We start from the raw sequence: 23371 nt of genomic DNA, 5'->3' as shown, positions 1-23371 counted from the left end.
AACATGGATGTAATGAAAAATGGATTTTAAAGGTGATCGCACGGTTATAATCCCGACGCCGGGAGGAAGACCAGCAACAGCAGATGTAGCACCTGCCCAAACGTTTAGCGATAGTGGTAATTGGAGCACCTTGTTTGATGATGCTGATAAGTTCATCAGTTCAGGGTTTAATCGCTTAGAAAATGCAGCGTTCAAGCTGCTTTCACTGATTCCCACAATTAAAAAGTCTCATTCCAACCCCAGTGCGGGGTTGTTGCGTCAGCAAATGGTCGAGGAAATCGAGCAATACGAAGCTGTTGCGCGCAAGTCGGGCATTGATTCTCGGACGGTTATGATAGGACGTTATATCCTCTGTTCTGTGCTAGATGAGGTTGTGCTCAATACCCCTTGGGGTGGACAAAGTGATTGGCAAACGCGCAGTTTACTAAGCCATTTTCATAAAGAAACGTGGGGCGGCGAAAACTTTTTCGTAATGCTCGAAAACCTTGAAAAAGATCCTTCAACCAATATCGATTTGTTGGAGTTGATGTATGTATGCCTAACACTCGGTTTTGAAGGTCGTTATGCTGTCGAAGCTGATAGGGTGGGTCGTTTGGCTGAGGTGCGGGCACGTTTATATCGCACGATACGTACACAGCGTGGGGAGCCTGCACGACAGTTATCACCGCATTGGCAGGGCGTAACCGTTGCAAACCGCAATTTGCGTCGCTTTATGCCGTTATGGGTTTTTGCTTCTGTATTAGCAGGGGTTCTATCAATCATATTTTTCTTTTTATTATATCAACTTAACCAAATATCAAACCCTCCTTACCAAGCATTAGCAACACTGGGTAGTGAGGCTGAAACATCTTTTGACCGCCCTAAAGTGGTTGATTTGTCAGCACTGCAAAAATTACGGATCTTCCTGAAACCAGAAATTGATCAAAACTTGCTCGCAGTAGAAGAGCGCGATGGTCAGGTACGAATAATTATCCAGGGTGATCGCCTCTTCCAGTCGGGACAGGCCACTATCAATGGCGACTATAAGCCTTTATTGCGCCGTGTTTCCTTGGCGCTTTATGAGGTGAATGGCAAAGTTTTGGTTGAAGGGCACTCTGATAGTCAGCCTATCAACACGCTTAAATTCCCATCTAACTGGCATTTATCGTTAGCCCGAGCAGAAGAAGTCACAAAGTTGTTAGCGAATAACACACAAGAATTTGATCGTTATGATGCAGAGGGCAAGGCGGACACTAGCCCTATCGCCGATAATTCAACCGCACAAGGACGTTCCAAGAACAGACGTGTAGAGATTGTATTGTTATCAAATGTTGTTTGGCGCACGAATGGAGGGAACGAATAATGCGTCTGCTAACGTCTATCGCAGGGAAGTTGAAAACGGTTTTGGGATTTGCAGCCCTTATAATTATTGCCGTATTGATTTGGTTTGTATTACCGGCAGTAACGATGGGAGGTTCGGACCCCTTTGGCTCGGCCATGACTCGGGGCATGATGATTGGCAGCATGTTTGCTATGGCACTGGTGTATAAATTACGTACACATTTGATGGCCAAAAAGAAAAATGAACAGCTTGCCACCGAAATGTCGGCAACGGATAAAACGCCAAAAGAAGAGCTAGGTAAGCAAGAGGTCTCTGAATTAGGTCACAAATTTGAGGAGGCTTTGAGCCTGCTTAAAAAAGTAAAAACAAAAGAAGGCGGCAAGGGGAATTACCTTTATGTGCTGCCATGGTATGTCATTATCGGTCCATCCGGTTCAGGTAAAACAACGGCCTTACTTAATTCCGACTTACATTTTCCGCTCATGGACTCAGTGGGGGCGTCTGTTAAAGGCGTAGGTGGTACACGTAACTGCGATTGGTGGTTTACAGATGAGTCTGTGCTGCTCGATACGGCGGGCCGTTATACCACGCAAAATAATCAAAATGAGTTAGATGAAGTTGAGTGGAAAGGCTTTTTAGGCTTGCTTAAAAAGTTTCGTAGTCGTAAACCTATTAACGGGCTGATTATTACGTTCCCAGTCGATAGCTTGCTCAAAATGCAAGAGTCGGACTTAATCACTCATGCCAAGTTTATTAAGCAGCGTATACAAGAGTTCCAAGAAACATTTCAGATACGTTTTCCGGTTTATATTACGATTACTAAGTTTGATTTGTTGCCCGGCTTTACTGAGTATTTTGATGACTTAGGCCGCGAAGAGCGAGAGCAAGTCTGGGGCTTTACTTATCCTTATGATGACGATAGTGAAGAACAAGATGTTGTCCCGCAGTTTTTAATGGAATTTCGCACTCTGCAAGAACGCGTTCAGTCACGTGAAGCTGATCGTTTGCAAATGGAATCTGATATTAACCGTCGGGATTTGATCTACGTTTTCCCGCGTACTCTAGGTTTGCTGCAAGATCCAATAGCCACTTTTTTACAGGAAATCTTCAAACCTACGCGCTTCGAGACGCAACCGTTGTTACGAGGTGTTTACTTCACCAGCGGCACGCAAGATGGTACGACCTTGGATCGTGTTGTTAATGCACTTGGTTCGCGATTTGGGTTGCGTACAGATGGCTCGACACAGCGATCAGGTAAAGGGAAGGGGTATTTCTTACATAACCTGTTCACTAAAGTTATTTTTCGCGAGTCCGGTTTAGCCGGTATTAATATTAAGCACGAACGTCGTCTGTTTGTGCTGCACTCATTGGCTTACGGTCTTGTTTTTTCGGCAGCGGTAGCACTTTCGGGGTTATGGATTTACAGCTACCTAGAGAATAAGTCACTAGTTGATGAGGTGCAGGCTAAAACAGTCGAAGCAGAAGCGGTTATTGCAGATATTAGCCGTTATGAGAAAGATGTTTTGGTACCGGTGGATGCACTTAATACAGTGCGTGCGTTGCCGACAGGCTATGATGACATCCAAGAAGGAGGCAAAAGCTGGCGTCATTTCGGTTTATATCAAGGCGATAAGTTAGGCCAAGAAGCCAGTGATGCTTATGGTCGTTTATTGTATAAAACTTTCTTGCCGCGTTTGTTAGTGCAAATAGAATCGGCCTTATATGAAAAGCGTAATGATGCAGAGTACCTTTACGACACCTTACGCGTTTATTTGATGCTCAGTGACCCTGCGCATTTGGAGCCAGCGTCAGTGAAAAGTTGGGTGCTGGACGATTGGAAACGTGTGCTTCCTCGTGATATTCGTAAAAATGAATACGAAAACTTACAAGCACATCTTGATGCTTTATTAGAATACTTACCCAAAGAAACGCCTTTGCAGCCCAACGATGAGTTGGTCGCTAGTGTTCGAACTTTGTTGAGCACTTTACCCCCAGCCCGTCGTTTCTACTTCCGCTTAAAAGAAGAAGGGATGTTAAACAAAGAGCTAGCACCTTATCGCATGGTTGATGCTATTGGCAGCGAAGCGGCTTACTTGTTCCAGTTTAAAAATGGACAGCCTATCACCAGCGAAATTGACGGGTTCTTTACAAAAGCAGGTTACCAGCATTACTTCATTGTTGATCGTGATGAAATGATTGAACGTTACCTGACCGATGAATGGGTCATGGGTGATGAGTACGGACTGGAGTCTGTTGGTTTGAATGGTGAGCTATTGCAAACTCAGGTTGAGTCTATGTATTTGGATGATTACTTGAGTACCTGGAAAAGCTACTTGGAGTCTTTGGATTTTGCGCCTATGACAAATCCGCGTGAAACACTGGCCATTCTTAAAGAGCTATCACGGCCTAACTCTCCTATTATCCCTTTGCTTAAATCGATTAGCACTAACACTTCATCTGATGCGTTTTCGCTTTTGGGGGCGCTTGAGAATGTAGCAGGTGATACGGAAACACCAGCGCTTGATGAGAAAATAGAAGAGCAAGTACAGGTGCGTTCGAACCCAGTAATCGAGTACTTTGCAGAGCTGAATAAGCTAACCGAAGGCGATGATGAGCACGCTCCGCCTATTGAAGAAACCATTAAAATGCTGGACGAGCTCTATGTCTATATGAGTGCTATTGATGGCGCAGCAAATACAGGAAAAGTGGCTTTCGAAAACGCTTCTGACCCGCTTGGGTCGGCGGCTGTCCTTCGTGAAATGGATGTAGAGGCTGCTCGACAACCTAAGCCTTTATCGACACTGCTCGATAAAATTTCGGATCGCGCTAAATTACAAACAGCACAAGATGCTAAAGGGTATATGCAGCGTGAGTGGGATAACGAAGTGGCGCGTCATTGTACCAATATGTTGGCTAATCGTTACCCGTTTAATAAACGCAGTAGCCGAGAGGCGACACTCGATGATGTCTCAGCGTACTTTGGTCCTGGTGGTATTTTAGAGCGATATTTTGATGATGTCGTTGTTGATTATATCGATACCTCTCGCCGACCATGGCGTTGGAATGAGAATAATGGCGTTAGCTTAGGTTTTTCTGAATCAGTCTTGCGTCAATTAGAGATAGGGCGTGTCATCCGGGATACTTTCTATCGAACAGGATCACCTGACCCAGCTATCAGCTTTGAGTTACGCCCTATTAATATGGATAAGTCCATATTGCGGATGAGCTTGTTTGTAAATGGGCAGCAGATGACATATGCCCATGGCCCGCAAAGTGGAAAACGTTTCCGCTGGCCTGATCAGGCTCGTAACGCTGATCGTGGTTTAGCACGCTTAGTTATTGTGACCAGCGCCGGCCAAGAATCGATTACAGAGCAAGGCGATTGGGCGCTGTTTAGACTGTTTGATCAAGCCAAAGTGGAGCGCATGGACCGGGAACGCTACAAACTAACATTTAGGCTCAAGAATGAGTTTACCGTCTCGTTAGAGTTGCGTGCTGGCAGTGTTTACAACCCATTCCAAATGGCGGAACTTCGGCAAGTGAGGTGTCAGTGATGGCTGGGCTAGCAATCGGTATATACGGAAAATTGCCATCACACGCTGATTTTGTGAGTGTGAATGTTGATTCTGAGTTAACAGCAGAGCTGTATGACTGGATGCAAACAGTCATCTTCAAAAGCAAAGAGGTCATGAGTGATAGTGACTGGCTTACGGCGTACTTGGTCTCTCCTATTTGGCGATTTTATTTGCCGGTTACAGAGCACCGTAAGGGGGCTGTTACGGGTATCATGTTGCCTAGTGTTGATTCTGTTGGGCGTTACTTTCCTATTTTCTTACTGTTTAAGCTCGATACTGAGAAAAGGCGAACAGAATGGTTGTTTCGGGAAGCGACAACACTTTTGGAAGTGCTAGAGAATGCCGGTATTCAAGCATTGCAGAAACGCCTCACGGTTTATGATTTACAAGTGTTGTTAGATGAGTTTACAGCCGATTTTGAAGTGGGTGAGCAATTAATGTTGCCAATAGAAACCCCTAAGTCGGTCATAAATGTAGAAGAACAATTAGATAAAATGATCGTTCAATTGGGCGATGTTACTTTGTGGTGGTCAATGATGGATATCAATGGCCACGTCAAACCGTTATGTAGCTTTAGTCAGATGCCCGACGCGAATGACTACCAGTTTATGTTAGTCGGTAGCGTATCGGAGTAAATGGAAGTCAATGGCAGATAAAAACTGGAATGGCTACGGCCAAACGGACGTGGGCTCTGTGCGAGAGGAAAACCAAGATAGTTTAGCTGTTTTGGATCACTCTGGAGTATGGTGTGTTGCTGATGGTATGGGAGGCCACAAAGAAGGTGGTATAGCGAGCCATTTAGTCACGCAGAGTTTAGAAAGCTTGCAACAAAAAGAGCCTCAGTCACTTGATGAGCTGTTAACTGAGACCATATCAATCCTCCAAGAAGCGAACCAAGCGTTATGTGATATGTCTGACAGCTTTTATGGTGAGGATCTCATTGGCACAACAGTAGTAGCGTTGTTAGTGAGAGGAGGTCGGGGTGCTGTCGTATGGGTGGGCGATTCGCGTTTATACCGTATGCGTGAAACGGCTTTTGAAATGGTCACACGAGATCATACACAGTTCGAGGAGCTGGTCAGTCGAGGTCTGATTGAAGATTTATCGTCAGAAAAAACTCACCCCGCTAGCCATATGTTAACTCGGGCTTTAGGGGTTAGCCGAGAGCTGAATTTAGACACGATTTATTTAGAACTCGAACCAGGAGATAGGTTTTTGTTGTGCAGTGACGGACTATCGAATGTCATTGAGCAATTAGACTTAGGCAAAGCTATTTACTACAGCGAAGACAAACAACGTGCTGTAGCAAACTTAATTAACATGGCGCTAGCTCGCCAGGCGAACGATAACGTTACCGCTTTAATTGTGGACAGGATGTAATCGATGAAACGCGTAATACTGACCAGTATGGTCTCTGTGTTTGTTCTTCTCCAAGGATGTGCTGTGCAGCAGCAAGTTGACGATCGATCTGTTGGCGGCCTGAGCCGAGTGGGTATCGTCAATGACGATGACTTGCTCAAAGATAGCTTTCCTGAATACATGGGTCTAGATCAAGTAGGCGTGCATTACCTTAACCCTGTTACAAAAGGTAGTAGAAACACTTATTTGCGACGTGCCGAATCAGTAATACTCTCGTCTGCAGACTACGCTGATGCTCGTTTGAATTTGAGTCGAGCATTGTACTTAGATCCCGATAATAAGACCGCGGCTCTACTGATGAGCCAGTTGGTTAATGAGCCATCGGTTTTTGCGCAAGCAAAAAACTTTAATCAGAACAGCGATGTGGCCAACTATACTGTTAAAAAGCGTGACACCATTAAAGGTTTATCTCGTAAAATCTACGGTAGTTCAAATTACTACCCATTTATCATGCGTTACAACAACCTAAGTGATAGCACGCTATTAGCTGGAGCGGTTATCAGTTTGCCTCGCCCTGATAAGACGCCAAAACCGGTCGTTAGAAAACCACGTAAAGTTGTTAAACCAGCCGCACCTAAACCGTCAGCTCCTACTGTAGCTCAGCCGGTGGTGGAGCCAGTAGAAAATGAGCCATCCGTAGCAATCACACCGACGACTGTTGCTACACCGATAGAGCCGCTAAGCAAGCCGGATGTCACTGTGGAAGCTGAGGCGCCGTCTCTGGATGAGGCCAAAGTTGCCCAAGACATTGAGCAAGGCTTGGAAGATACATTAGCCGCGCCAGTGGAGACCGAGGGTGATCAACAAAGTGAAGTAACCTCTGCTCAGAACCAAGAAGCGGCTGAGCGGGTGGTTGATGATAGTGCAGCTGAATTAGAAACTGACGTTAGCGCTGTCGAAGAGGTAGCAGAAGCGAGTACTCCAGCAGTAGAGAGTGAAGCTAATGTGCCATCTGAACCCGAAGCTGTAGAAGAAGTACCTCAAGGTAACCCATTAGAGCAGCAGGCCTTAGCGGCGAACGCTGCAGGCCAACAGATTCGTGCCTATCGTTTACTTAAACAAGTGCCAGATCGTTCGGCGCAAGGGAATGCGGTGCTGAATCGATTAACGGACAGTTTAGTCTCTAAGCCTTACGCTAAGGGCTTAAAGTACTACCAAGAGCAAAAGCTAAATTTGGCCATTGCTGAATTTAATAAAGTATTGGCTGCTGACCCTACACATGGGCAAGCAGGAATTTATAAAGCGCGTTGTCAAAAATTGCTCGATAAATTAAGCAATATTGAATAATGTACACAGGGGCTCTGTTCACTAACGTTGACACGCCCTCTGTGCAACAAGGATATAAAAGGCAGTAAATGGATTTTTCAGCAGCACTAACACCCATCAATGCAGATGTGAAAGCAGGGTTTGATATTCGGAATCACCCCGAATACGCCGATGCCTTCTATGAGTTGCGCGACTTACGCAACGCTATACGTGCACAAGAGCGGCGTGCGCTATCGCTTGAGGACCTGTACGCTCTGGGGTCAGAATGGAAGCAAGTCCAAACCGCCTGTGTCGACATTTTGGCAACGCAAAGTAAAGATGTTGAAGTACTGGCATGGCTCGCCGAAGCGACTATTCGGGTTGACGGCTTTGTGGGCCTTGCTGAAGTTTTCGATGTTATCGATCAAACCCTGCGAGAGTATTGGGGGGGGATTTATCCGCTTCCTGATGAAGAGGGGATCAGTGCTACCTTATTTCCGTTAACTGGCCTAAATGGCGATAATGGAGAAGGCACCTTGGTCATGCCTATTCGTATGGCTTCTGTCATTACTACACCTGCTGGAGAAATGATTAGTGGCTGGGATTACATAAAAGCATGTGATTTAGCACAGCTGACAGATGATAGTAAGCGTCAGCGCAAAATCGATGATGGCATTAAAACAATCGATCAACTTCAGCAATTAATGCAAGGCACCGACAGTGCCCAGATCAAAACGACGGCACGTGCCATCGACGCATGCAAACAAAATTTTGCCTCTATTGATGACTTTTTACAGGATCAATGTGGCTATGATTCTCCGCCGACATCGGCGATTAAAAACGTTCTTTCTACAGCTTGGGATGCGCTGGCAGCGATTGCCCGCATTGATACTTCTATTTTAGAGGATCCAAAGCCGGCTGAGGAAGAGGCGTCTGAGCCTGAAGACGATAGCGATAAACCTGAAGTACGCTCATCTAAATCGGCTCAGAATACCGTAGTACAATTCCGACCTGAAGCGTACTACCCATCCTCTCGCGAGGAAGCGCTGATTATGGTGTCGAGGCTTAGTGCCTTTTTCAGGGATACCGAACCACACTCGCCTTTGTCTTATCAGATGGAGCGTGTTGAGCGTTGGGGAAGAATGGGATTGGCAGAGTTAATGGATGAACTACTCGACGATGACACAACTAGACATCAGTTCTTCCGCTTAATTGGATTATCAAAAGATTCTAATTAGTTAGAATCGAACGCACTTAATAGGGAAATAAAGGGGAATACTTATGGGTACCGAAAGCATTCATAAGAAGCTCGAACGAGTCAGAAAACCACGTGTTCACATTACTTATGATGTTGAAACCGAAGGTGCTGTTGTACATAAAGAGCTTCCATTTGTCATGGGTATTATGGGTGATTTCACCGGTAATAATCCGGCCAATGCACTTAAAAGTTTGAAAGATCGTAAGTTCATTCAAATTGAGAGTGACAACCTAAATGAAGTCATGGCAAAAATGGCGCCGGGCCTTCGTTACAAAGTTGATAATACGCTGCAGGATGGCAATAGCTCTATGTCAGTCGACCTTGAATTTAAGTCGATGGAAGATTTTGAGCCAGGTCGTGTTGTTGAGCAAATCGAACCGTTAAAAAATTTAATGGAAACACGTAATAAACTACGTGACTTGCTAACGAAAGCAGACCGCTCCGAAGAGTTAGAAACTCTTTTGGAAAAAGTATTACAGAGCACGGACGACATGCAATCATTGTCGAAAGAGCTGAAGGCAGGCGAAACTGAGTAAGGTGACAAGGATGACTGATACAACTACAGCTACTCAGCAAAATGCAACCACGCTTCTTGAAGAAACTGGCGGCTTGCTGGACCAAGTAATCAGTGCCACAAAGCAAACTGAAAGCGACGTGGCTAAAGATTTGCTTAAAACACTGGTTGATGAAGCAATGGACGGAACGGTTGTTTGGGACCGCAACATTGCAAAAACTATCAACAAAGCGATTGCGATGCTTGACGCTAAGTTATCCACTCAGCTAGCAGAAGTCATGCATGCACCGGAGTTCTTAAAGCTTGAGGGTTCATGGCGCGGCTTGAAATACCTTGTTGATAACAGTGCAACAAGCTCTTCATTAAAGTTAAAAGTGCTCAACCTCAACAAAAAAGATCTATTTAAAGATTTAGATAGAGCGGTTGAGTTTGACCAAAGCGAAATGTTCAAGAAGTTGTATGAAGAAGAATTCGGTACGCCGGGTGGTGAGCCTTTTGGTGCCATTGTAGGTGATTACGAATTCTCTAATCATGCGGATGATATCGAGCTGCTTTCAAAAATGTCTAACGTATCGGCGGCTGCATTTTGCCCATTCATCGCGGCGTCAGGCCCTGAGTTATTTGGTCTAGAGAGCTGGACAGAACTATCGCGTCCTAAAGATCTTGAGAAGATCTTCGACTCTAAAGAGTATTCTAAATGGCGCGGTTTCCGTGACTCTGAAGATTCACGTTTTGTAAGCTTGACAATGCCACGAGCACTAGCGCGCTTGCCATATGGTTCTCAAACTAGCCCAATCGATGATTTCGGCTACGAAGAGGCGCCTATTGACGAGAATGGCGTATCCCGTGCGGCTGATCATGATAACTATTGTTGGATGAATGCTGCGTATGTAATGGGTGCTCGTTTAACTGAGTCCTTTGCTAGCACAGGATGGTGTACGGCTATTCGTGGCGCTGAAGGCGGTGGTCGCGTTGATAGCTTACCTACACACGTGTTTACGAGTGATGATGGCGACATGGACCTTAAGTGCCCAACTGAAATCGGCATTACCGATCGCCGAGAAGCTGAGCTATCTAAAATGGGCTTCTTGCCATTATGCCATTATAAAAACACTGACTATGCTGTGTTCTTTGGCGGCCAATCTACTCAAAAGCCTACTAAATATGGCACACCCGAAGCTACGGCCAATGCGGCTATCTCGGCTCGTTTGCCTTACATTATGGCTACCTCTCGCTTTACGCATTTCTTGAAAGTGATGGGACGCGACAAAATTGGCTCATTTATGGAAGCTGATGATGTAGAGCAGTGGCTAAACCGTTGGTTGCTCAACTATGTCAATGACAACCCGGATTCGGGTCCAGATATGAAAGCAAAATATCCGCTGCGTGCTGGTAAAGTTCAGGTAACTGAAGTGCCGGGCCGTCCTGGTTCGTACAATGTGGTTGCTTGGATGCGTCCATGGCTGCAAATGGAAGAGTTGAGTGCATCTATGCGAATGGTTGCTCGTATCCCACAACTCGGTAAGTAGGTCGATCAGGTTGTAGTATTACAGTAGGCATGTTGTTGCCTACTGTAATTTTCTGGTATTGGTCAACATGGATGTATTAGGTATTAATGGAACTGCTTGATCACCCTTTAGGGTCGGATGCAAACCTGAACAAATGTGTTTGGATACATGATCTCGTCGATTATTTCGGTGCAGATTCACTGCGCACGAAGCATTCTCGCCTCACAGTCCTCAGCTTACTTAACCGTGAAATTGCTCGCATAGACCAGCTACTTGAACAGCAAGTAGATGCGATACTCCATCACCCTCAGTTTCAAGCTCTAGAATCCACATGGATGGGGTGCCAGTATTTGTTAGAGCAGACATCATTTGCTCAGCAAGTTAAAGTTAAATTATTGGATGTTACTTGGGATGAATTAGCGCGAGACATAACCCGTGCGATCGAGATTGATCACAGCGAAATATTCCACAAAGTGTATAGTCGAGAGTTTGGTATGGCGGGTGGTGAGCCTTTTGGTGCCATGCTCTGCAACTATGCAATTGGTCTGACACCTAAGCGCTCTGGTAGAGATGATCTGAGCGTTCTTTCTGGGCTTGCCGCCGTTGCTGCTGCAAGTTTTGCTCCTTTTATTTTTAATGCAGACCCATCGTTACTCGATTTAGATGATTTCTCGTCAATGCACTCCCAGCTCGATTTGGATCGAACCTATCAGCAAGAGTCATTTATTCGATGGAAAGCCCTGCGCCAGACAGAAGACGCCCGCTTTATTGGATTAACGTTACCCTATTTATATTTGCGTAAAACTTATAGACCCAGCCGGTTTAGAAACGATGGCTTTGTCTATCGTGAAGGGATAAAAAAACGCAGCGATTATCTGAAAGTGGGGGCTATTTTTGCACTGGGCGCTGTGATGGCTCGTTGTTTTTCGAATACAGGATGGCTAGCTGAAATTACCGGTAAACGCTATTTTGGTGGAGGCGTGGTGCCGGGGTTTATATCCCACGATTCTGACATTGATGGCCAGTCTCATATCGCGGCTGAGGTTATGATCCCTGATGCGTTAGAGCGCTCGTTATCGGATCATGGGTTTATTCCTGTTTGTTACTCAGTCAATAGCGCTAGTGGTTTGTTCTATAGTGCATCGTCGATCCAAAGCCCACTTTATTACAACACGGCACAAGCACGCGTAAATGCTCGTTACTCTTCTATGTTGCAGTATGTGCTTTGTACTTCGCGGTTTGCGCACTATATGAAAGTTATTGTAAGAGACCAAGTGGGGGCATTCTCGACCACTGAGGAATGTCGTCAGTTCCTACAAACTTGGATTATGAATTATGTGATGTCAACGGATGAGGCAAGTGACGTTCTGTTGGCTCAATACCCGTTGCGTGAGGCGCGTGTTAGTGTCAGAGAGCAAGCGGGAGGCAGTGGGTCTTATACTTGTGTGGCGCATTTAAAGCCGCACTTTCAATTGGAATCTATAGAAACATCGATTCAGTTCAGCGCTGAAGTCGTATCAAACAGGGTGACAGGGTAGATATGGATATCAAAGGTATTGGTGAGTTATATAAAGCAGGCGATTTACAGGCAGCGCTTGTGCATTCCAAAGCATTTGTTAGAGATAATCCAGAAAATGGTGAAGGGAGAGGGCTGTTACTGCAGTTGTATCTTTTTGCGGGGGAGCTCGATAAAGCTAAAAAGCAGTTAGAGTTTTTAGAGTTTCAAAAGAAGGATGACTTGCCTTCTTATATGACGTTAAAAGTCATCGGTGAAATGATTGATTGTGAAATTCAGCGCCATGCTTTCTATAAGAAAGCCAGTAGTGAAGTGCCTGCATTATTTGATGATGAGATCGATTTACTATCAGACGCGTATGCGTTGGTAACTAATGCTCAAAACGGTTCGTTAACGTCAGAGAAGGCTGAAGCGATAACTGGCCAGCGTCCTCTTTTGCCTGTTGTGTGTCAGCTACAAGATGATGAGATTCGTGGTGAGCTTGCAGAGCCTGATGATTTAACCGCATTTGGCCTAGAAGTGTTTTCTGCACGCAAAGGGTATGCCTGGCTCGCTTGGAAAAATATCGCATCTATTGAGTTCCACCCCTACGAAAAACCAATGGATCTGATGTATCGCCGAGCCGTTATAAAGCGTAAAGGAGATACAGAGGAGACGCCTCCATTACAGGCTTATGTCCCCGCTATCTATGCTAATACTTCACGTGATGATGTTGCTGCGTGCATGGGAAGGACAACTGATTGGCTTGCAAATGATGAGACCGGGCTGGTTTCTGGTTCAGGTCAAAAGTGTTTGTTAGTGGGTGATCAACTCGTTCCGATATTGCAGATCGGTACACTCACAGCTCTTGAACTGTCATAAAACAGGTGGGCCGTATGGTTGATACTGAGCATTTTCAATCGTCCTTTATGCAGCAGGTATTGGACTATGAACCGGATAAACAATCGGATCGGTATGATAACCCTGCGGCACGCTATCGCGCCTACAAAGAGTCGGTAATGCGCGACCTAGAAAACTTACTGAATAACCGAAGTCGCTTAAATAGTGCTGAATTGTTAGAAGCCGGTGAGCTTTTATTAACTTATGGGGTCACTGATTTTGCGCATATCAACATAGCTGCCCTCAGTGGTCGGGAAGCGCTGCGACGAAAAATTCTCGATGCGATTCGTACAAATGAGCCTCGTTTGAGTGATATCCGTGTTGCGTTGTTGGATAAGCAGGACGACCCAAACCGTCTTGGGTTTAGAATTGAAGCAAAGCTACGCGTTTATACCGATGCGGAGCCGGTAATTATCAGTGCCTCGTTTGAGCCTGCCCGCAAACAGTTTAACTTTCAGTCTGAAGTGCGATGAAACAGTCATTAGTCGATTATTATCAGCGTGAGCTGAATTACTTAAAACGTCGCGGTGAAGCGTTTGCCGATGAATATCCTAAAATAGCTGCCAGACTTCAGGTTAATGATGACCTTGCGCGAGACCCGCATGTCGAAAGGATCATTCAAGGGGTAGCCTTCTTAAACGCACGGATTCGTAAAAAGATAGAAGATGACTTTCCTCAGCTGTGTCAAAGCGTGCTGGATGTTATGTATCCCCATTATTTGCGGCCGTTACCGAGCTATTCGATTGTAAGTTTTGAGCCTGAAAAGGACCTCACCTCTCGGGCGAGAGTCAAGCAAGGTTCTGTTATTGAGGCTGATGTGGATGAGCATTTTGCCTGTCGATTTAAGACTGTTTATCCAACAGATGTTTTACCTGCTAAGGTTGATAAAGCCGTATTGCAGAGCTATCCAGCTCAAGCGCCTAACCCTCAGCAAGTTACTGACCTTGAATCGGTATTGCGACTACGTTTATCAACAATAAATAGCGATGCTGTATTCGAAAAAATTGATTTTGAGACGTTGCGCTTTTACATTAAAGGCAACCGCCACTACAGTTTTGCTCTTTATGAGCTTATTCATAACCACACAGTGACCATCGCGGTCGCTAAGAATGATCATGATCCCAAAGCGATTTTTTTAAACCCAGAAGACGTGCTGTTTCAAGTGGGCTTTAATGAGGATGAGGGAATACTACCTTATCCAGAACAGTCGTTTATAGGTTATAGATTGCTGACAGAGTACTTTGCTTATCCTGAAAAATTTCTGTTCTTCGATTTAAAAATCAGTGAGTCAGTAAAGCTAGCCATTGAAGGTCAGCAAATGGAACTGTTTTTTTACTTTAATAAGAGTGTGCCGGATATAGAGGCTACGGTTGAGGCCAAAAACTTTGTCTTAAATGCTACACCTATTATTAATTTATATGATCAGTTTTCAGAGCCTACTAGGCTAACGCATAAAGATTATGAATATCCTCTGGTAGCTGACGCGCGAAATCCGGACAAAGTGGAAATCTACAGTGTAGAAGGCGTATCGATTACAACGGATCAAGACAAGATAGAAGTCGTGACGCCGTTTTTTGGAATAGCTGATATACCTCCGTCAGAGACGACTGAGGCTCGTTGGCACTCTCGTCGAGAGGAAATTGAGTTTGGTAATACCCGCAGCCAATCTCATCTATCCTTAATCAATATAGATCCTATTCTTAAAGAACAAGGCGAAGCCGTTGTCTTAACTCAATTACGGTGTTTTAACGGTAGTTTGCCTAAGCGTCTGTCTCAGACGCACAGCCAGCCAAAGCTGATATTGAGTTCCGGGGCGTCTGCTGTGGATCGTATTAGGACAGAAATTCCTTTTACGGATGTGATTAGACCTCGTTTAGATGATGATATTTATTGGCAGTTGCTATCTCACCTGAATCTAAATTATATCTCGTTGACGCAAGGTAATCAGGGGACCGCTGCACTGCGCAAAATATTGTCTCTCTATAATGTGACGCGTCATCAAGAAAGCAGTAGCGTAGTAGATGCAGTGGCAATCACTGATGTATCACCAGCCACATTACGCATCGCTGATGATCGAGGTATGCCATTTTTCTGTCGTGGTAGCAAAGTTGAAATAACGTTGGATAAAACTAAATTTGCCGGCAGCAGCCCATTTTTATTTGCTAGCGTTATTGAGCGGTTTTTAGGGTTGTATACACATATCAATTCGTTTGTTCAGTTGTCAGTGGTGTTGGGAGATAAAGACCACGAGTTAAAATGTTGGCCAGCGCGGGCAGGGGATCAATCACTGCTATGAGTACGGTCTCTCACGCAATGACAACTAGTGCGTTACCCGATATGCAGTTTTTTCAGTTGCTTAGGCATTTAGAATTAACAGCACGCAAAAGCAAAGGGGTAGCCGCAGGAGCCATTGGTCATGATTTACCACTAAAGAAAGAGTTTGCCGACTTTGCTGTTATCCAGTCAGCCGCTTTCCCGGGCAGTGCTTGCACAAAAATTGATCGGGTTGATCATGGTGAGTTTACTCAGAGTAAGCTGCATATTGCGTGTTTTGGATTAACGGGCCCATCGGGTGTCATGCCAATTCATTACACTGAATTACTAAGTAGTAGGGCTCGACAAAAAGATACCGCACTAAAAACATTATTAGATGGCTTTAATGCACGTTCAGTAAGTTTTTTGTATCGGGCTTGGCAAAAAAACCGTCTGCCCATCATGCAAGAGCACCTGACAAGAGCAACGGTAAATCGTCAAGTTGACCCGGCAAAGGCGATGCTAAAAGCCTATGTAGGGCTGGCAGAAGGTGATAAAGAAAAAAGTATCAAAACGGATACAGAATCACTGGCGCTCTATTTTTCAGGGTATTATAGTAAACGTCCTCGTAATGCGGCTGGTTTGAGTAAAATTATCAGTCGAGTGTTGGGGTGTCAGGTGACACTGCAACAGTTTTATGGGCGTTGGTTTGATCTAGAACCAGAACAAAGAAATACAATTGGATGTAAGAATGCCACGCTAGGGAAAGATTTTGTTATTGGCAGCTCTGTGTTTGAAGGGTCGTGTAGTATACGGATACAAACCGCGCCAGTCTCGCTTGCTGACTTTAAAAGTTTGCAACCGGGCCAGCCAAAGTTCCTCATTCTCAAAGAGCTTATTAACCTCTATGTGGGTCAAGATTATTTGATTGACTTACAAGTGGTGCTTAAAGGTGTCGAAAAGCCACCTTTTATTCTCGCTAATGATACAACCTTGCAGGACTCACTCCGATTGGGCGAAGGCTTGTGGCTAAGTGCTGCATCGAATCATCAAAACGTTGCTGATGCTATCTACGAAGTAAGTCGGTAACAGGAAGGAATAATGAATCAACTTGGACGATACGAATTAAAGGAAATGATTGGCGAAGGCGCCATGTCACAGGTTTATAAGGCTTATGATCCTGTGCTACAACGAACGCTTGCCATCAAAGTGCTAAAACCCGAGTTCTCGGAAGATAAAGAGCGCCTCAGCTTTTTTCTCAACGAAGTACATGTCTCAGGTAAGCTTAACCATCACAATATTGTTCAAATTTTTGATGTTGGGTCCGTCGACGAAGTTCCTTTTATAGTGATGGAGTTTGTGGATTGTCAAAGCCTTGATGATTGGATGAAAGAGCAAACTGATATCTCTTTGGATAAAGTCACAGATATTATGACGCAATTGGCGTCAGCCTTAGAGTATGCGCACAGTAAAGGCATTATCCATCGCGATATTAAGCCCAGTAATATTCTCATTGAAACGAATGGCCGCGTGCGTCTGACTGATTTTGGTGTGGCTTATTTGCATGAGCAAACAGAGCTTGACCAAACACAGACAATTGTCGGTACACCTTTTTACATGTCGCCAGAGCAACTCGCTGGTGGTGTGCCAGATAGCCGAAGTGATCTTTATTCAATGGGTGTGGTTTTTTACCAATTGGTTTTCGGTACATTGCCATTTGAGGCGTCCAGCATTCGTAACTTGGTCGATCTCATTCAAAAATCGGAAGTGGATCTAACTGCTTCTAAGTGCCCGCACGCGATCAAAAAGGTTATTCGCCGTTTATTGCATAAAAAGCCAACGTTCCGATATAGCAGTGCTGGTGAGTTAGTCAAACAACTCAATGCTGTTAGCGTCGAATTGTCTACTAAAGACCCAAAATGGTCTGAAAAAATCACATCGACCTGGCGCTATACCGCCATTGTGGCAACTGCATTAAGTACCTTGTTAGTAGCCTTGTTGGCTTTCACTTTAAATGATTTATCGACCAGCTTGTCGGAAGTATTGGGCAGCTATGGTCGAATGCTAGTGCAACAAACAAAAGAGCAAGTTGATGAGGCCTTGCTATTGGGCGACGACCTAGCGTTGGGGATTACCGTCGAGCGGTTGTCGAACAATGATGAAATTGAATATTTGTATGTGACAGACCATGAAGGATTAATTAAAGCGAGCAAGCAGCCAGATATGATGGGGAAGGTTTACCGTCCTCCTTTAGATTTGGTTCGAGTTGAACAAGCGCAAAATGTTAATATCTTCCAGCTTAAACGTGATGAACATGGCAATCGCATTTACCATTTAACCTCGCCCATTTTGTTCAACGGTAAAGAAATTGGTGCAGTAGTCATGGGGCTTTCGGCTAACTCAGTCGCTGATGTTTGGACTCGAACAGCTTGGGCACTGGGGCTCTTTATCTTAATAGCCTGCATTATGATTACAGCGATTGTGTATTATTTATGCCGATTCTTTACGCGCCAATTTAGTCAATTAGGGCAGGCGTTGCAAAGCTTGTATGTAGGGAACTATTATACGCGTCTCCATGTCGATAGAATCGATGAGATAGGGTATGCAAAACGTCAATTCAATGAATTGGCTGAACAAATGGAGACGTTTATTCTTGAGTCAGATCCTGATTTTGAGGAAGAAACGTTACCAGAAACAGAGATAGAAGAATCTGAAGACAGGACTGTCGTAATCAGAAAAACAGGGGATGTTAAATGAATACTCGCGCGCTCATTGGTAAGTTATCAGCAACCAGTCTTGCTGCATTCGAAAAGGCTGCTTCTTTGGCGGTAACTCAGCGCCACTACGCTATAGAAATCGAGCATCTAGTGCTAGCCCTTCTGCAAGAGGAGCGTACTGGGGTTCGGTCATCATTGAAAAAATACGGCGTAAATACTGATCAGCTCGAAGGCGATATTCTTATCCGCTTTGAATCATTTGAAAAAGGTCACACGAGCGCCCCTTCTTTTTCTCCCAACGTTGTCGAACTCATCCGTAAGGCATGGCTGTTATCTAGTTTAGAATACGGTGAGAATGAAGTAGTTGGTATTGCTGTTATGGTAGCCTTATTTAAAGATGAGGCGATGAACTTGCAAATTACGTCTCGTTTAAAGGCGTTTAGTCATTTTGACGATGCCGACTATGTGCGTAATGGACCTAACCTGATTAAGCTTGAGCAAGTAACTCAAGTGGCAGCCCCTTCTGATAATGAAGATGATGACGCGTTGATGGCGCCTGCTCCGGCTAGTAAGCAAGCGCTGGAGGCTTATACTCTTGATTTAACAGCTCGTGCGCGAGCAGGTGATCTTGACCCTGTTGTGGGTCGTGAATCCGAAATTCGGCAACTGATTGATATTCTATGCCGCCGCCGTCAAAACAACCCTATTTTGACGGGGGAAGCGGGTGTTGGTAAAACGGCCGTGGTTGAAGGGCTAGCTCAACGAATTGTAAATGCGGAAGTACCGGACTCTCTTAAAGAAGTTGATATTCATATACTCGATTTGACCTTGCTGCAAGCTGGCGCTGGTGTTCGAGGTGAGTTTGAAAATCGATTGAAGTCAGTCATTGATGAAGTAAAGCAGTCTCCTAAGCCTATTATTTTATTTATTGATGAAGCGCATACGCTGATTGGCGCTGGCAATTCGGGTGGCCAGGGAGACGCGGCTAATATCTTAAAGCCAGCATTGGCGCGCGGTGAATTACGCACGATTGCTGCAACCACGTGGGCTGAGTATAAAAAGTATTTTGAGAAAGACGCCGCGCTCACACGCCGTTTCCAAGTGGTAAAGGTAGAAGAACCTGAACCAGAACAAGCTATGCGCATGCTACGCACTCTGCAGCCTGCCTTTGAGAAGCACCACCAAGTGCTGATATTAGATGAAGCGATTTGTGACTCTGTTTTACTGTCAAAACGCTACATTTCAGGCCGTCAGCTACCGGATGTATGTGTCTCTGTGCTTGATACCGCATGTTCTAGGGTTAATTTAGAGTTACGTAACACGCCCGCTGCATTAGATGATTTGCAAGCCTTAGAAGATCAGTATCAGAAGCAATTAAGCAGCGCTGAGCGCGAGGTTGCATTATACGGTGGTGACAGTCAAGAAATCGAAACACTCACTGAAAAGTTAGTGCTTTTGAGTAATGAACGCGCCGATATAGAAAGCCGTTGGGAGCAAGAAAAACAAGCTGTAGAGCTCGTGCTTGAGCTGCGTACAGCGATTAGTCATGGCAATCAAGATGATGCTACGCGCGAGCAACTAGACGAGGCATTAGCTCGTTTGAAAGATATCCAAGGCGAAGCTCCGTTAATTCGCCCTCACGTGGATGCACAGGTGGTTGCTGAAGTGATTTCCTCTTGGACGGGCATCCCCGCAGGACGAATGATGTCCGGAGAAGTACAAAAAGTACTTAACGTGCAAAGCGAGCTTAAAAAGCGAATTATTGGTCAAGATCATGCGCTAGATGCAGTAAGCCAAAGCGTTCGTATATCCAGTGCTAAATTAAAAGATCCTAAACAACCCATCGGCGTGTTCATGTTTTGCGGTAGCAGCGGTGTGGGTAAAACCGAGACAGCGCTGGCTTTAGCTGACTTGTTATATGGCGGTGAGCAGAATATGACCGTTATTAATATGTCTGAATTTAAAGAAGAGCATAAGGTTTCTTTATTGATGGGATCTCCTCCTGGCTATGTTGGGTATGGAGAAGGTGGGGTTTTAACAGAAGCTGTTCGCCGTAAGCCTTACAGCGTTATTTTGTTAGATGAAATGGAAAAAGCGCATCCCGGTGTTCAAGATGTGTTTTATCAGGTGTTTGACAAAGGCGCGATGAAAGATGGAGAGGGGCGAGATATTGATTTCCGTAATACTCTGATCATCATGACGACCAATGCTGGCACCGAAACCATCTCGCGCGTATGCTCCGATCCCGACACAGCTCCGTTACCGGATCAATTAGAATCCCTTGTTAAAGATGAGCTTTTAACTTATTTCAAGCCAGCTTTCTTAGGGCGTACTCGTTTAGTGCCTTTCATGCCGTTGCATGACGAGGTGATGACAGGAATAGTGCGTTTACAATTGGCACGAGTCGGACAGCGCTTACTTGATCAATACAGTGCCGAATTTACATACAGCGATGCTGTTGTAGATACCATCGTCGCTCGTTGTAAAGAGGTCGATACAGGGGCTCGTAATGCAATCCATATTATTAATCGTAGTTTATTACCTGAAATATCAATGCGAATCTTAGAGTCCATGGGTGATAGTCACGCGTTGGCTTCGGTTCATATTGATGTGGATGACAATAGCGAATTTAGTTTTAACCTTTCTACAGATGAGCAGGATGCAGCACATGAAAAATAGTCGTACGTTTGTGATGGCGTTAGTAGTTTCTAGCACATTGGCTAGTGGTGCTTATGCGGCCGAAAAAAGCGCGGGCAGTCAGAATTTTCGATTTGCTTTACCTGACGATTATGCGGTAGTTCAGCATCAAGTTAACCCTGCACTGCAAGGGGGGAGCGTTATTTTTGCTCCTGCTGCTGAAGCTTCTTCTAAGGAGCGTATTCTGCGTTTACAAACGTACCCGTCTGAGTATTATCCAGAGTCTTTGCAAGCTTTGGGAACATCCAAACCGCGCGAATTTTTAAATACAGTTATCGAAACACAACTGCAATCCAAATGTACAAGTTCTACGGTAGACTCCGGTAAAATCAGGGAACAAAACGGTGAAACTCGCATCAATTGGTGGACCAGTTGTGAGTTAGCGAATCAGCCGGGTCAGTTCGAGTTTGAGCGTGGTCGTATGTTCTTATCCGCTACAGGCGCATACTTTATTAGCCACATTAATGAATCGGCTAACAAAAACCACCAGTTTGCTCGCAATGAAATTAAGTGGTTCGATAAATATTTGTACAACAGTGGTTTTTGTATTTCAGGTAATGACTGTGGTGAAGAAGGGGCTTTGATTCCTCAATTATTTACTGAAAAGTAAATACATAGTCATTCCAATTATTTGTTGTTAGATAGCTAAATAAAGGTATTTGCCACCCAATAAAGGTGAGAAAAGGATGTCTTCCATGAGTATCACGGTATCTTGCTGTGAATAGCGCTGGCCTCCTTTTTTATGCGTGTTTTTCTAAGAGAAGCCCGAATAGGGTAGTAGGTTTTAACTGGAGAACACCCTTTAATTGAGCTTAGCTGTAATTTGCCTAATTAAAGGATTATTAAGTGTAGGGGCTTTCTCTGCATCATAAATTTGTCAAAAAAAGGAACTGCAAACTCATGGCAATTTATTTAAAAATCGATGGCATTGATGGTGATGTGACGGCAGCGGGCCACGAGAATTGGGTCGAGTGTGACTCAATGGAATGGAACGTGACTCGTAGCTTGACCACTAAACCTGGTCAGGGTAAAGATCGTGAATCAACGACGCCGGTTGTTGGTGAGATCACGCTAACGACTAAAATGGATAAGACTTCTCCACTATTCTTTGCTGAATCTTGCGTTGGCCAAGGTAAAACAGCAAAAATTCATATGGCTCAAACCAGCTCTTCAGGTATCGAAACTTACATGGAGTACACACTGACTAATACGCTAATCAGTGGTTATAGTGTGATGAGTAACGGTGACCGTCCTGTTGAAGCCATTTCTCTTAACTTTACTAAAGTAGAGATGAAATACACAACATGGAACGAGCAGCATCAACCAGAAGGTAGTGTGCCTGCTGGTTATGACATCGCTACAGGTGTTCGTCTGTAACGTTTTACAAAGCGCAATGGCTCAGGTTATTGCGCTCTATTTTTACCAAAGGATGTCAAAATGATTAGCAAGGAAGAGCTAGAAGCATTATTAGGTGACCATATTTCAAGCCACTGCGACCAAAACTTAGTCGCTGATAACCTTAACCATTGTGCGCATTTTGTGTCTCATGTTTTAGGGTATGAGTTTGGTTATCAATGCGGTAATCAGAAGCAATCGTCAGGTGAAGGTGCCACAATTCGAGTGCAAGAAGTTTTCTCTCGATGCCCTAAAGTTGGCTTGTGGAGTGATAAAGGTCCGTGCCTTAGCGCTTGTCTCGCTTTTGTAACGAAACGTAGCAACGTTGATCTTGCTCGCAAAACTATGTCGAACGTACCTCGTAAGCATATTGGTATTTTCGCTGATGGTTATATCTACCATTACTCTAACTCTAAAGACGAAGTCGTTAAGCAAACGCCAGCTCAGTTTGCTAATCATTATCAAGGAGCAGGTTATGCTGTCTTTTATGGAACGTTCATCAATTAGTCGTTTTATGGGGGCAGTTATTTTGATGCTGAGCGCACAAATGGCGCTGGCTCATAATGATGAAGCGTCGCATAAGGCGGTTTCGTTACCAACCCATGCTGAGGCGTTTGCTCTGTTGATGCAGCAAGGTGATCAACCGTTTAGCACAATCAGCTCTTGCCAATCAGTTAGTGATGTAAGCAGCGAAACAGTTCGAGATATCTTAGGTTATTATTTGTCTGTTTTGGCTCAATTCGACGAATCACGTATCAAGGTAACCAGCCATCCTGAATCGGCTCATATCCGTATCGCTATTAGCTTTGAGGTGGTCGATGAGGAGTCGCCATGGAGTTATGGTTTTGAGTTTAATGTAGAGAACAATGACGGCCACTGGAATACTTTGAGTGGCAGTTTACGTTGTACAGGTATGTAAGGTTGTCGTTAGGGGCTTATTGATGTAGTAAAGTCTAAAATATGGGTGTGTAGTCTATTTCTATTATTGTGATGTACAGGGAAGTGTATGGCTGATTTTAAGCAGCAAAGCCGTTTGTTGGCAATTGATACCCCGCTCGGTGACGATGTTTTTTT

At 44.7% G+C, this 23371-nt stretch carries 19 protein-coding genes; all 19 read left to right on the top strand.

Annotation, left to right across the window (positions count from 1 at the left end; genetic code table 11):
* Positions 1–19 precede the first annotated feature (19 nt).
* The 19 genes from icmH to OW491_RS14020 all read left to right on the top strand — a co-directional run bounded on the left by icmH (position 20) and on the right by OW491_RS14020 (position 23216).
* Positions 20–1342 carry a type IVB secretion system protein IcmH/DotU gene (gene icmH / locus OW491_RS14110; protein WP_290036575.1) on the top strand — a complete coding sequence of 441 codons (1323 nt, stop codon included), beginning with the start codon at positions 20–22 and terminating at the stop codon, positions 1340–1342.
* A complete protein-coding gene (gene tssM / locus OW491_RS14105; RefSeq protein ID WP_290036573.1) occupies positions 1342–4875 on the top strand; it encodes a type VI secretion system membrane subunit TssM in 3534 nt (1177 codons plus the stop codon). Before icmH ends, tssM begins: the two co-directional genes overlap by 1 nt.
* Positions 4875–5531 carry a type VI secretion system-associated protein TagF gene (tagF, locus tag OW491_RS14100; RefSeq protein WP_075178815.1) on the top strand — a complete coding sequence of 219 codons (657 nt, stop codon included), beginning with the start codon at positions 4875–4877 and terminating at the stop codon, positions 5529–5531. The genes tssM and tagF overlap by 1 nt, the downstream gene beginning before the upstream one ends.
* A 10-nt stretch (positions 5532–5541) precedes the next feature.
* Positions 5542–6276: a protein phosphatase 2C domain-containing protein gene (locus OW491_RS14095; RefSeq protein WP_215149974.1), complete on the top strand. Its 735-nt coding sequence runs from the start codon at positions 5542–5544 to the stop codon at positions 6274–6276.
* Between the two features lie 3 nt (positions 6277–6279).
* On the top strand, positions 6280–7602 hold the full coding sequence (locus tag OW491_RS14090) for a LysM peptidoglycan-binding domain-containing protein (RefSeq protein ID WP_290036570.1): 1323 nt from the start codon (positions 6280–6282) through the stop codon (positions 7600–7602).
* Between the two features lie 68 nt (positions 7603–7670).
* The gene (tssA, locus tag OW491_RS14085) at positions 7671–8798 is read left to right on the top strand and encodes a type VI secretion system protein TssA (RefSeq protein ID WP_075171607.1); all 1128 of its coding nucleotides are present in this window, start codon (positions 7671–7673) and stop codon (positions 8796–8798) included.
* A 43-nt stretch (positions 8799–8841) separates the two neighbouring features.
* Positions 8842–9354: a type VI secretion system contractile sheath small subunit gene (gene tssB, locus OW491_RS14080; protein WP_075171608.1), complete on the top strand. Its 513-nt coding sequence runs from the start codon at positions 8842–8844 to the stop codon at positions 9352–9354.
* Between the two features lie 10 nt (positions 9355–9364).
* The gene (gene tssC / locus OW491_RS14075) at positions 9365–10861 is read left to right on the top strand and encodes a type VI secretion system contractile sheath large subunit (RefSeq protein ID WP_178968411.1); all 1497 of its coding nucleotides are present in this window, start codon (positions 9365–9367) and stop codon (positions 10859–10861) included.
* Positions 10862–10947: 86 nt separating this feature from the next.
* A complete protein-coding gene (gene tssC, locus OW491_RS14070; RefSeq protein WP_290036569.1) occupies positions 10948–12378 on the top strand; it encodes a type VI secretion system contractile sheath large subunit in 1431 nt (476 codons plus the stop codon).
* 2 nt (positions 12379–12380) lie between these two features.
* Positions 12381–13217 (top strand): type VI secretion system accessory protein TagJ, encoded by an 837-nt coding sequence (locus tag OW491_RS14065; RefSeq protein WP_290036568.1) that lies wholly within the window; start codon positions 12381–12383, stop codon positions 13215–13217.
* Positions 13218–13231: 14 nt separating this feature from the next.
* A complete protein-coding gene (gene tssE, locus OW491_RS14060) occupies positions 13232–13708 on the top strand; it encodes a type VI secretion system baseplate subunit TssE (RefSeq protein WP_075171612.1) in 477 nt (158 codons plus the stop codon).
* Complete coding sequence (tssF, locus tag OW491_RS14055) at positions 13705–15531, top strand: type VI secretion system baseplate subunit TssF (RefSeq protein ID WP_075171613.1); 1827 nt, start codon at positions 13705–13707, stop codon at positions 15529–15531. The genes tssE and tssF overlap by 4 nt, the downstream gene beginning before the upstream one ends.
* On the top strand, positions 15528–16577 hold the full coding sequence (tssG, locus tag OW491_RS14050) for a type VI secretion system baseplate subunit TssG (RefSeq protein ID WP_290036567.1): 1050 nt from the start codon (positions 15528–15530) through the stop codon (positions 16575–16577). Before tssF ends, tssG begins: the two co-directional genes overlap by 4 nt.
* Positions 16578–16589: 12 nt before the next feature.
* The gene (locus tag OW491_RS14045) at positions 16590–18245 is read left to right on the top strand and encodes a serine/threonine-protein kinase (RefSeq protein WP_075171615.1); all 1656 of its coding nucleotides are present in this window, start codon (positions 16590–16592) and stop codon (positions 18243–18245) included.
* The gene (gene tssH / locus OW491_RS14040; protein WP_290036565.1) at positions 18242–20884 is read left to right on the top strand and encodes a type VI secretion system ATPase TssH; all 2643 of its coding nucleotides are present in this window, start codon (positions 18242–18244) and stop codon (positions 20882–20884) included. Before OW491_RS14045 ends, tssH begins: the two co-directional genes overlap by 4 nt.
* On the top strand, positions 20874–21512 hold the full coding sequence (locus OW491_RS14035; RefSeq protein ID WP_075171617.1) for a hypothetical protein: 639 nt from the start codon (positions 20874–20876) through the stop codon (positions 21510–21512). Before tssH ends, OW491_RS14035 begins: the two co-directional genes overlap by 11 nt.
* A 290-nt stretch (positions 21513–21802) precedes the next feature.
* A complete protein-coding gene (locus OW491_RS14030) occupies positions 21803–22279 on the top strand; it encodes a type VI secretion system tube protein Hcp (protein WP_075171618.1) in 477 nt (158 codons plus the stop codon).
* A 60-nt stretch (positions 22280–22339) separates the two neighbouring features.
* Positions 22340–22804 carry a hypothetical protein gene (locus OW491_RS14025; protein WP_290036564.1) on the top strand — a complete coding sequence of 155 codons (465 nt, stop codon included), beginning with the start codon at positions 22340–22342 and terminating at the stop codon, positions 22802–22804.
* Positions 22773–23216, top strand: a complete 444-nt coding sequence (locus OW491_RS14020; RefSeq protein ID WP_290036563.1) for a hypothetical protein — start codon at positions 22773–22775, stop codon at positions 23214–23216. Before OW491_RS14025 ends, OW491_RS14020 begins: the two co-directional genes overlap by 32 nt.
* The last annotated feature ends 155 nt before the right edge of the window (positions 23217–23371 follow it).

This window comes from Neptunomonas sp. CHC150 (assembly GCF_030397555.1).
Lineage (GTDB): Bacteria > Pseudomonadota > Gammaproteobacteria > Pseudomonadales > Balneatricaceae > Neptunomonas > Neptunomonas phycophila.
This window is presented reverse-complemented; position numbering and strand designations above follow the sequence as displayed.

Coding starts and splice junctions, on each gene's coding strand:
- OW491_RS14090 (WP_290036570.1), top strand. CDS start 6,280: ATGAAACGCGTAATACTGACCAGTATGGTCTCTGTGTTTGTTCTTCTC.
- tssE (WP_075171612.1), top strand. CDS start 13,232: ATGGTTGATACTGAGCATTTTCAATCGTCCTTTATGCAGCAGGTATTG.
- tssA (WP_075171607.1), top strand. CDS start 7,671: ATGGATTTTTCAGCAGCACTAACACCCATCAATGCAGATGTGAAAGCA.
- OW491_RS14065 (WP_290036568.1), top strand. CDS start 12,381: ATGGATATCAAAGGTATTGGTGAGTTATATAAAGCAGGCGATTTACAG.
- tssC (WP_178968411.1), top strand. CDS start 9,365: ATGACTGATACAACTACAGCTACTCAGCAAAATGCAACCACGCTTCTT.
- OW491_RS14045 (WP_075171615.1), top strand. CDS start 16,590: ATGAATCAACTTGGACGATACGAATTAAAGGAAATGATTGGCGAAGGC.
- tssH (WP_290036565.1), top strand. CDS start 18,242: ATGAATACTCGCGCGCTCATTGGTAAGTTATCAGCAACCAGTCTTGCT.
- tssB (WP_075171608.1), top strand. CDS start 8,842: ATGGGTACCGAAAGCATTCATAAGAAGCTCGAACGAGTCAGAAAACCA.
- OW491_RS14020 (WP_290036563.1), top strand. CDS start 22,773: ATGCTGTCTTTTATGGAACGTTCATCAATTAGTCGTTTTATGGGGGCA.
- OW491_RS14030 (WP_075171618.1), top strand. CDS start 21,803: ATGGCAATTTATTTAAAAATCGATGGCATTGATGGTGATGTGACGGCA.
- icmH (WP_290036575.1), top strand. CDS start 20: ATGGATTTTAAAGGTGATCGCACGGTTATAATCCCGACGCCGGGAGGA.
- tssG (WP_290036567.1), top strand. CDS start 15,528: ATGAGTACGGTCTCTCACGCAATGACAACTAGTGCGTTACCCGATATG.
- tagF (WP_075178815.1), top strand. CDS start 4,875: ATGGCTGGGCTAGCAATCGGTATATACGGAAAATTGCCATCACACGCT.
- OW491_RS14025 (WP_290036564.1), top strand. CDS start 22,340: ATGATTAGCAAGGAAGAGCTAGAAGCATTATTAGGTGACCATATTTCA.
- tssC (WP_290036569.1), top strand. CDS start 10,948: ATGGAACTGCTTGATCACCCTTTAGGGTCGGATGCAAACCTGAACAAA.
- tssM (WP_290036573.1), top strand. CDS start 1,342: ATGCGTCTGCTAACGTCTATCGCAGGGAAGTTGAAAACGGTTTTGGGA.
- tssF (WP_075171613.1), top strand. CDS start 13,705: ATGAAACAGTCATTAGTCGATTATTATCAGCGTGAGCTGAATTACTTA.
- OW491_RS14095 (WP_215149974.1), top strand. CDS start 5,542: ATGGCAGATAAAAACTGGAATGGCTACGGCCAAACGGACGTGGGCTCT.
- OW491_RS14035 (WP_075171617.1), top strand. CDS start 20,874: ATGAAAAATAGTCGTACGTTTGTGATGGCGTTAGTAGTTTCTAGCACA.